The 8486-nt window shown below is 64.9% G+C and carries 10 protein-coding genes and 1 pseudogene; 1 reads left to right on the top strand and 10 read right to left on the bottom strand.

Going from position 1 to position 8486, the window contains the following annotated elements:
* Positions 1–2 precede the first annotated feature (2 nt).
* From FQ664_RS17485 to FQ664_RS17525, 8 genes are all read right to left on the bottom strand, one after another.
* Positions 3–677, bottom strand: coding sequence for an urease accessory protein UreF (locus tag FQ664_RS17485; RefSeq protein ID WP_144173679.1), 675 nt, complete (start codon positions 675–677; stop codon positions 3–5).
* On the bottom strand, positions 677–1222 hold the full coding sequence (locus FQ664_RS17490) for a HupE/UreJ family protein (protein ID WP_144173680.1): 546 nt from the start codon (positions 1220–1222) through the stop codon (positions 677–679). The genes FQ664_RS17485 and FQ664_RS17490 overlap by 1 nt, the downstream gene beginning before the upstream one ends.
* A gap of 17 nt (positions 1223–1239) precedes the next feature.
* Complete coding sequence (ureE, locus tag FQ664_RS17495) at positions 1240–1737, bottom strand: urease accessory protein UreE (protein WP_144173681.1); 498 nt, start codon at positions 1735–1737, stop codon at positions 1240–1242.
* A 10-nt stretch (positions 1738–1747) separates the two neighbouring features.
* Positions 1748–3451, bottom strand: a complete 1704-nt coding sequence (gene ureC / locus FQ664_RS17500) for an urease subunit alpha (RefSeq protein ID WP_144173682.1) — start codon at positions 3449–3451, stop codon at positions 1748–1750.
* Positions 3448–3765 carry an urease subunit beta gene (locus FQ664_RS17505; RefSeq protein ID WP_144173683.1) on the bottom strand — a complete coding sequence of 106 codons (318 nt, stop codon included), beginning with the start codon at positions 3763–3765 and terminating at the stop codon, positions 3448–3450. Before FQ664_RS17505 ends, ureC begins: the two co-directional genes overlap by 4 nt.
* 19 nt (positions 3766–3784) lie before the next feature.
* The gene (locus FQ664_RS17510) at positions 3785–4087 is read right to left on the bottom strand and encodes an urease subunit gamma (RefSeq protein WP_144173684.1); all 303 of its coding nucleotides are present in this window, start codon (positions 4085–4087) and stop codon (positions 3785–3787) included.
* 9 nt (positions 4088–4096) lie between these two features.
* Entirely contained in the window at positions 4097–4930 is an 834-nt protein-coding gene (locus tag FQ664_RS17515) for an urease accessory protein UreD (protein WP_144173685.1), read from the bottom strand.
* Positions 4931–5324: 394 nt separating this feature from the next.
* Positions 5325–6239 carry a site-specific integrase gene (locus FQ664_RS17525; protein WP_144173686.1) on the bottom strand — a complete coding sequence of 305 codons (915 nt, stop codon included), beginning with the start codon at positions 6237–6239 and terminating at the stop codon, positions 5325–5327.
* A gap of 214 nt (positions 6240–6453) precedes the next feature.
* On the opposite strand from FQ664_RS17525, the gene FQ664_RS17530 reads away from it, so the two are divergent.
* Positions 6454–7635, top strand: a complete 1182-nt coding sequence (locus tag FQ664_RS17530) for an NnrS family protein (protein WP_144173688.1) — start codon at positions 6454–6456, stop codon at positions 7633–7635.
* A 97-nt stretch (positions 7636–7732) separates the two neighbouring features.
* Here the strand turns inward: FQ664_RS17530 and FQ664_RS17535 are convergent, their stop codons facing one another.
* Positions 7733–8131, bottom strand: a complete 399-nt coding sequence (locus tag FQ664_RS17535) for a hypothetical protein (RefSeq protein ID WP_144173689.1) — start codon at positions 8129–8131, stop codon at positions 7733–7735.
* Positions 8121–8486 (bottom strand): annotated as a pseudogene (locus tag FQ664_RS27510) (PAAR domain-containing protein); the annotation flags it as partial. The gene FQ664_RS17535 and the pseudogene FQ664_RS27510, both read right to left, overlap by 11 nt.

The following is an 8486-nucleotide window of genomic DNA, read 5'->3' on the forward strand; positions in this document are numbered from 1 at the left end:
CCTCAGGAACGGAACAAACGGGTGTATTGGGTTTCGTGACGCGATGAGGCAATGGCCAGCAACGGCAGGCCTCCGCCAAGCTGGTCATCGCCCAAAGCCAATGCCTGGTCGAGGGCCGCGGGCAGCCCTGCGCCCAGGTCGCGCAGCAAGGTCTGGGCAGCCTGCTGGCCGAACGGCACCAGCTTGACCCCGGCCATTACCGCTCCCTCCAGCCAGGCAAAGCCATGACCCAGGGCCAGCTGGCGCAGTGGGATCGCCCAGTGCGCAGCCAGCCAGGCCATAGCGCCCAGCTGAGTGAGTTCGAGGCTGGCACGCCAGGCTGACGCCTGGCCCAGTTGCCAGCCGTCCAGCAGCCGTGCCAGCGCAGCACCGCGCTGCTGTTCTTCCAGGCGCAACTCGGCGGTTTCGCGGTTGGCCAGCAGAAAGCGGCTCCAGTGGCCGAAGGCCTCGGCGTCCTCAGCCTGGCAGGCTTGGTACAGGCGCGCCAGCACCGGCCAGTCGAGGCAGGCCAGGGTGTCGTCGATCTGTTCGCGCTGCCAGGCAGCGAAACCTTCCACGTCCCGCACCCAGCCCGCCTCGACCGCCCACTCCAGGCCTTGCGAGTAGGTAAAACCACCCACCGGCAAGCCAGGGCTGGCCAACTGCAGCAGGCGCAGCAACGCCAGGTCGCTGTCCATCAACCGGCCAGTACCAGCGCGGCGGCGGCCAGCAGGCCGCCGCCAAAGGCCTTCTGCAAGCCGCTATGCCTGCGCATCAGGCACCCGACCGCGAAGCCGGCCGCCAGCAACAGGCCGCTGACCGTGACGAAGCCGGCGCTGAACAGCCAGAACGCGCTTGGCGTGGCCTCCACGCCATGGGCCCAGCCATGGAACAGGGCGAACACCGGCATGGCCATGGCCAGCAACAACTGGCGGCTGGGCAGCAGCACGGCCCCGGCAGCCACCAGCAGTGACACGGCAATCAGGGTTTCCATGCCCAGCACATCGCCGAACAGGTGACCGCATGCCGCGCCGCCGAACATCGCCGCCAGGGTTGCCAGGGGTAGCGTCAGGCTACGCCGGGTCAACGCGGCGAGCACGCCGGTACCCAGCAGCATCAGCAGGTGGTCAAGGCCGGTCAGCGGGTGCAGCAGGCCGTCCTGCAGCGGGTTGCTGTCGTGCCCGGGGTGGGCGAAGGCTGGCAGCGCCAGCATCAGCAGAAACAGGGCGAAAGTCTTTTTCATCGGTTGCTCCAGGCAGTTCAGGAATGGGCAGGCAGGCGCACGAACGGATGATCGTGGCCGTGGGCATGGCTATGGCTGTGCGGCGCGCTTTGGTAGGCACCCGCTTCAGGCTCGAACGGTGCCTGTTCGGCCTCTACCGTCAGGCCCAGACCGCGCAACATGTCGTCCAGCACATGGTCGTGCTGGAAGCGCAACAGGCCGGGTTCAATCTGCAGCGGCACGTGGCGGTTACCCAGGTGATAGGCCGCGCGGGCCAGCAGGTGCGGGTCGGCGCAGCGCACCGTGGACACCGCCTCGGGCGCCGCCAGCACGCGGATCAGTTGGGCGCCCTCGGCATCGGCCAGCAGTTCGCCTCCGCGCAGCAGGTGGCCGCGCTCGAGCATCAGCCCGGCCTCGCGGCCATCATCCAGGGTCACCCGCAGGCGGCTCTTGATGCGGCTGTCCACGTCCAGGGTGACAGTACCGGTTTCGCCCAGCATGCCGGGGTCGGTGATACGGCGGGTCAAGACAATCATCGGTGCTCCTTCAGAACAGGAAGTAACGCTGGGCCAGCGGCAGTTCGCGGGCCGGCTCGCAGACCAGCAGTTCGCCGTCGGCACGCACCTGGTAGGTCTGCGCATCGACCTCGATCAGCGGCTGCAGGGAGTTGTGGACCATGTTGGGCTTGCGCACCCGGCGGCAGCCGTGGGCCACACCGATCAGGCTGCGCAGGTTCAGCTCCTCGGCCAGGCCGCGGTCCATCGCCGCCTGGGGCAGGAAGGTCATGCGCGTGGCATGCCGCGCGGCACCCAGGGCGCCGAACATCGGCCGGTAATGCACCGGCTGCGGCGTGGGGATGGAGCCGTTGATGTCGCCCATGGGCGCGGTGACAATCATCCCGCCCTTGATCACCAGGGCCGGCTTGACCGCAAAGAATGCCGGCGCCCACAACACCAGGTCGGCCAGCTTGCCGACTTCCACCGAACCCACTTCGTGGCCGATGCCGTGGGTCAGTGCCGGGTTGAGGGTGTACTTGGCGATGTAGCGCTTGACCCGGAAGTTGTCGCTGTAGCTGGTGTCTGGCGCCAGTGGCCCGCGGCGCAGCTTCATCTGGTGGGCCACCTGCCAGGTGCGCAGCACCACCTCGCCAACCCGGCCCATGGCCTGGGAGTCGGACGAGGTCATGGCAAAGGCGCCCATGTCGTGGAGGATATCCTCGGCGGCGATGGTTTCGCGGCGGATGCGCGACTCGGCAAAGGCCACGTCTTCGGCGATGCTCGGGTCCAGGTGGTGGCAGACCATGAGCATGTCCAGGTGCTCGTCCACGGTGTTGACCGTGTACGGCAGGGTCGGGTTGGTCGAGGACGGCAATACGTTGGCCTGCCCCGCCGCACGGATGATGTCCGGGGCGTGACCGCCACCCGCGCCCTCGGTGTGGAAGGTGTGGATGGTGCGGTCACCGATGGCCGCCAGGGTGTCTTCGATGCAGCCGGACTCGTTGAGGGTGTCGGTGTGGATCGCCACCTGGATGTCCATTTCCTCGGCCACGCCCAGGCAGCAGTCGATGGCTGCTGGCGTCGAACCCCAGTCTTCATGCAACTTCAGGCCCACGGCACCGGCCGCGATCTGCTCGCGCAGCGCTTGCGGTCGCGAGGCGTTGCCCTTGCCCAGCAAGCCGATGTTGATCGGCAGGCTGTCGGCGGCCTGGAGCATGCGCGCCAGATACCAGGGGCCGGGCGTGCAGGTGGTGGCGTTGGTGCCGGTGGCCGGCCCGGTACCGCCGCCAATGAAGGTGGTGACACCGCTGTTCAGCGCCTCATCCACCTGCTGCGGGCAGATGAAATGGATGTGCGAGTCGACGCCACCGGCGGTGACGATCTTGCCCTCGGCCGCGATCACCTCGGTACCGGGGCCCACCGGCACGTTCACGCCCGGTTGCACATCGGGGTTGCCAGCCTTGCCGATCACGGCGATACGCCCGTGCTTGATGCCGATATCGGCCTTGACGATGCCCCAGTGGTCGATGATCAGGGCATTGGTCAGTACCAGGTCCATGGCTTCGGCGGCCAGCATCTGGCCCTGCCCCATGCCATCGCGGATGACCTTGCCGCCACCGAACTTGACCTCTTCGCCATAGATGGTGAAGTCCTGTTCCACCTCGACCCACAGCGCGGTGTCGGCCAGGCGTACGCGGTCGCCCACGGTTGGGCCGAACATGTCGGCATAGGCCTGGCGGGAAATACGGCTCATGCCCTGCCCTCCAGCGCGCCCATCACCTTGCCCTGAAAGCCGTAGACCTCACGCTTGCCGGCGTAGGCTACCAGTTGCACGGTGCGTGCCTGGCCCGGCTCGAAACGCACGGCGGTACCAGCGGGGATGTCCAGGCGAAAGCCCAGGGTCGGCGCGCGCTCGAACACCAGCGCCTCGTTGACTTCGTAGAAGTGGTAGTGCGAACCGACCTGCACCGGCCGGTCGCCATGGTTGGCCACGCTGACGCTGAGCGTCGCGCGGCCGCTGTTCAGCTCGATGTCGCCGGCGGCGACCTGGATTTCACCTGGGATCATGCGGGGCTCCTGGGCAATTTCAGACGATGGGGTCATGCACGGTCACCAGCTTGGTGCCATCCGGGAAGGTCGCTTCGACCTGCACGTCGTGGAGCATTTCGGCAATGCCGGGCATCACCTGCTCGCGGCTCAGCACTTCGCGCCCCAGGCTCATCAGTTCGGCGACAGTGCAGCCATCACGGGCGCCTTCAAGCACGGCGGCACTGATCAGCGCCACTGCTTCCGGGTAGTTGAGCTTCAGGCCACGGGCCAGGCGCCGCTCCGCCAGCAACGCGGCGGTGAACAGCAGCAGTTTGTCTTTCTCTCTCGGGGTCAGCTCCATGGCGCTCTCTCAGGTAGCCCAGATACGCGGGGGGCAGGCCGCCAGGCCGAGGACGGCCGGGCGCAGCACATGCCACAGGCGTTGCAGGGTGCGTTGCAGGTGTTGGTTGTCATGGTCGAGCACGCGGATCACCAGCAGCGACCCGAGCAGGGTCGCACCGGCCGGGTTGACCAGTTCGTCGAGCAGCGGGCGCACCTGCTCCAGCACGGCCTGGTCGGCTGGTGCGGCGCAGAAGGTGGCCAGTAGCGGATGCCCGCCAAGCTTGTCCAGGCGCCCGCCTTCGAGGCGCAGGCGCTCGTGCAGGCCGACTTCGTCGGGCAGTTCGATGCGCAGGCGGCTGTCGAGGGCACCCTGGTCGAAACGCTCGCCCATCACCGGGCGCCCCAGGCACAGGGTTTCCCAGGCCAGCAGGCGCGCGCCCGGTTCGAGGGTGAAACGGCTGTCGAGGCTGGCGCGGGCGCCGGAGAAGAAGATGCTGTCCTGCGGCAGCCACTCCAGGGTGCTGCCGGTGGCCAGGTGAAAGCGCTGGGCCAGCCGCGCGGTCGGGCCGATACTGCGGTAGAACTTGCTGGCGCCGGGCATGGTCAGCAGCGCATGGCTGCCCGGCTCCAGCTGGATGTCCAGTTCCAGGCGGTCGCCGGCGACGATGCCACCGGGCGGGTGCAGCACGTAGACATGGCACGGGGCGCCCTCCGGATAGAACGGCCGCTGCACCAAAAGAGGTCCGAAATGCCGGCGCGCACCAAGGCGGGTCACCGCGTCGCGCCTGACAAAGCGCAACTGCAGGTGGGCGCTCCAGCCTGCATCGTCTTGCCGTTGTTCGATCTGCTCCGCGAGCGACATCCTGCGGCCCCTGAAATCCGTGGCCTGCTGGCCGTTTAGAGGGGCAGGCACGCACGGCTACAGCGCGCGCGGCCTGACCACTCGATCAAATTCGCAGGCTGGATATAGCAGGTTGCGGGCCAATTCCGCAGGTGAACGAAAATGAAACTCTTGCCACCGCCGCTCTGGCATCGGGCATACAGCGAGATGGCGCACGAGGTGGGGGCGTGCTTCGGCCCTGTTTCGGTGCTGGGCCATATCAAGGCAAAAACTACCCGATGTTGAGAGGCGGCCCCTGTGGGAGCGGGTTTACCCGCGAAGAATCCAACCAGTGCATGGCACGGGCTTCGCCCGTGTTCGCGGGTGAACCCGCTCCCACAGGGTTGGATCAAGCTCTTTATACAGCGGCAGGGCCTCAGTAATCGAAGCGGTCCACCGCGCGCCGGCGTTCGTTGTCATCGCGCCGGTCATAAATGGCCGTGGTCTGGATATTGGCATGGTGCGCCAGCTTCTGCGCAATGGACAGGTCATGCTCTTCGATCACCCGGGTGATGAACGCTCGACGGAAGTCATGCGGCATGATCTTCACACCCACCTGCGCGCCACGCTGGCGGGCGATGTAGTAAATGGCATGCTTGGTGATACGCGCCCGGGTGATATGGCTGCCACGGCGGATGCGGTTGAACAGGAACGGGTCGTCCTCAGCCCCTGCCGGCAAGTCCTGGCGGCGCAGGTCCAGCCAGGCCTGCAACTTCTCGAACGCCCATGGCGGGGCGTACTTGATCAGCTGGCGGTTGCCCTTGCCCAATACCTGCAGGCTGCGCGCCTCGAAGTCGACCTGGTCCAGGTCGATGTCCACCGATTCCGACTTGCGCATGCCGGTGCCATACAGCAAGGCGATGATTGCCGCGTCCCGTACCCCCTGCGGCCGGGGGTCGGCTGCGCATACATCCATCAGCTCGCGAATCAGGCTGCGGCGCAGGTTGCGCCCCGGCGGCAGGCGGCTGCCGGCGGCCGGCTTGACCTCGCGGATGCGCAACAACTGCTCGTGGTCGATCAGGCCCTGGCGCCAGGCCTCGTTCATCACCCCGCGGATGGCGTTGACGTACAGTGACGAGCTGTTGGGCGCGTAACCGTCCTCACGCAGGGCCGCCACCAGGGCAATCACATGGCCGGGCTCGAGCCGATGCCAAGGCACATCGACGATATTGCAGTCGACAAAACCCAGCCGGTCGGCAGCGTCCTGAAGGATGTAGCGCATGGTTTGCTGGCTGGATGGGGCCAGGCGGGCCATGTACTGCAGCAGCGGATTTTTCGAGAGTTCGGACAAAACGTGAATCCTGTAGCGAAGCGTTGGCCAGCGGCGAACCGGCCAAACCCTGAAGCAAGTCAAAACGACATACAAGCAAGTCTGAATAACAGCAAAATACGCATGTCATTCTGACCCGGAGAGGTGCCATCACCTTGATATACAAGGGGTTTGAAGCTGGCACGGATCGTGATCTTACCCCAATTAAGCCTACTGAACGAACGAAGGTCCGCCCATGCTTGTGCAGCCGATCGATTCACGCCCACGTCAGGCCGTCTGGGGCCTGGGTTTCCGCCCATTCTTCCTGGCTGGCAGTTTGTTTGCACTGCTCGCCTTGCTGTTGTGGGCCGGCGTACTGGCCGGAGCGCTGGAGCCCACGCCTCCCGGCGGCATGCTCGCCTGGCACCGCCACGAGATGCTCTATGGCTTCGCTGCCGCCATTATCGCGGGCTTCCTGCTGACCGCCGTGCAGAACTGGAGCGGCATCCCAGGCTTGAGTGGGCGCGCGCTGCAGGGCTTGTTCCTGCTTTGGCTGCTGGGCCGGGCGGGCTGGTTCCTGCCATTACCGGGCAGCTTGTTGGTAGTGATCGAGGGCAGCTTCCTGCCACTGGTGGCACTGGCCCTGGCACGGCCGATCGTGCAACGGCGCTTGCGCAACAACTACCCGATCGTCGGCCTGGTGCTGCTGATCGCCGCCTGCCAGTGGCTGACCTCGGTCGGCTGGCTGCGCCAGGACGAACTGTGGCAGCGCCGCGGGGTATTTGCCGGGTTGTGGCTGGTGGCCGCGATGATGACCGTGCTGGGCGGGCGGGTGATCCCGTTCTTCACCCGGCGCGGTCTGGGCAACATGGCCCCGGCCCCTGCCCGCCCCTGGCTGGACCGGGCCTGCCTGCTACTGAGCGTGACGGTACCGCTGGCCTTTGCCTCGGGCTTGGCCGATACGCCGCATATTGGCCTGGCCGTGCTGTTCGGCGCCTTGTGCGCCTTGCACACTACGCGCCTGGCCTTGTGGCATGACCGCGGCCTGTGGCGTGTGCCCCTGCTGTGGTCGCTGCACCTGGCCTATGCCTGGATTGCCATTGCCTGCCTGGGCATGGCGCTGTGGCACGCCGGGGTGGCGCTGAGCCCGAGCCTGGTGACTCACGCCCTGACCGTGGGTGCCATGACCGGCTTGATCCTGGCGATGATGGCACGGGTCAGCCTGGGCCACACCGGCAGGCCGCTGCAGGTGCCAACCAGCATTGCCTGGGCCTTTGCCTTGATCCAACTGGCGACGCTGGCAAGGGTGGTGCTGCCGCTGTTCACACCGCTCGGGGTGAGCCTTTCGGTAGTGTGCTGGAGCCTGGCGCTGCTGCTGTTCCTGCGCCACTACCTGCCCATTTTGCTGCAGCCCCGGGTAGATGGCATGCCTGGCTAATGCGACAAGTTGAGCGGCCTTGTGTCGCGATAGGGCCGCAAAGCGGCCCAAGCGATTTCAGCGAAAAAGTTAAATTAATGAGGCTACCTAGACAAGTTCACTGCACTTTGGAAGACTCGAGTACAACGACCGCAACCACAATCCAAGTAAACCCGATGATGGATAACCATACAGAAATCCCAAGCCTTCGTTTGAGCTTTGGTGGAAATGCTTTTAACTCATCGACATCCAGCTTGCCGTAACGCAAAGCCAGGCCGGGAAATGTAACAAGACCGCCGATACTACAGACCAGCATCCAGCGCCATTTCAGACTTGATGTCCCCCAACAGACTTTTAGCTGTTCCATATACGGATTGCTTGTGATCGAAGCACAGACAATTTTAAAATCGCGCGTTAGCGTGGTATACAAATTAATAGACGCCCCTAGAATGGCAATAGCAAATGGCGTGATTAGGAAAAGAATTTTCATGACGACAGGCCAGCTTTCAAAGCTCATCATTAGAAGCCTCATAAATAAACTCCCCTACACGCCCGCCCACCACTTCTCCTAACATCCCTCCTGCTAGACTTCCTGCGCCCGCAATAACGATGCCACAAACTGGAAAACCTATTCCCGCAGTACCTACGCTAAAGACCGCACACAACGTACCTACTGCAGTACCAGCCAATGCTGCACCCGCTGACGCGCCCCCTATCCCAGCGCTAAATGATCCGATTTCAACATATCGTATCCTTGCGCAAGCTTCTTCGTTTCCGGCTCGACAGACCTCCTGCACTTTCAGATAAGAAGAAGTCCCACCCAGGCCAATTGCAGCATACCCACCATACTCAAGGTACTTGCTGAGCCGTGC

It is taken from the genome of Pseudomonas persica (assembly GCF_900291015.1).
In the GTDB taxonomy this organism is placed as follows: domain Bacteria; phylum Pseudomonadota; class Gammaproteobacteria; order Pseudomonadales; family Pseudomonadaceae; genus Aquipseudomonas.

What these genes read in the sequence shown, in the direction of transcription:
- FQ664_RS17485 (WP_144173679.1), bottom strand. Translation starts at nt 677, where the DNA reads ATGGACAGCGACCTGGCGTTGCTGCGCCTGCTGCAGTTGGCCAGCCCT.
- FQ664_RS17490 (WP_144173680.1), bottom strand. Translation starts at nt 1,222, where the DNA reads ATGAAAAAGACTTTCGCCCTGTTTCTGCTGATGCTGGCGCTGCCAGCC.
- ureE (WP_144173681.1), bottom strand. Translation starts at nt 1,737, where the DNA reads ATGATTGTCTTGACCCGCCGTATCACCGACCCCGGCATGCTGGGCGAA.
- ureC (WP_144173682.1), bottom strand. Translation starts at nt 3,451, where the DNA reads ATGAGCCGTATTTCCCGCCAGGCCTATGCCGACATGTTCGGCCCAACC.
- FQ664_RS17505 (WP_144173683.1), bottom strand. Translation starts at nt 3,765, where the DNA reads ATGATCCCAGGTGAAATCCAGGTCGCCGCCGGCGACATCGAGCTGAAC.
- FQ664_RS17510 (WP_144173684.1), bottom strand. Translation starts at nt 4,087, where the DNA reads ATGGAGCTGACCCCGAGAGAGAAAGACAAACTGCTGCTGTTCACCGCC.
- FQ664_RS17515 (WP_144173685.1), bottom strand. Translation starts at nt 4,930, where the DNA reads ATGTCGCTCGCGGAGCAGATCGAACAACGGCAAGACGATGCAGGCTGG.
- FQ664_RS17530 (WP_144173688.1), top strand. Translation starts at nt 6,454, where the DNA reads ATGCTTGTGCAGCCGATCGATTCACGCCCACGTCAGGCCGTCTGGGGC.
- FQ664_RS17535 (WP_144173689.1), bottom strand. Translation starts at nt 8,131, where the DNA reads ATGAGCTTTGAAAGCTGGCCTGTCGTCATGAAAATTCTTTTCCTAATC.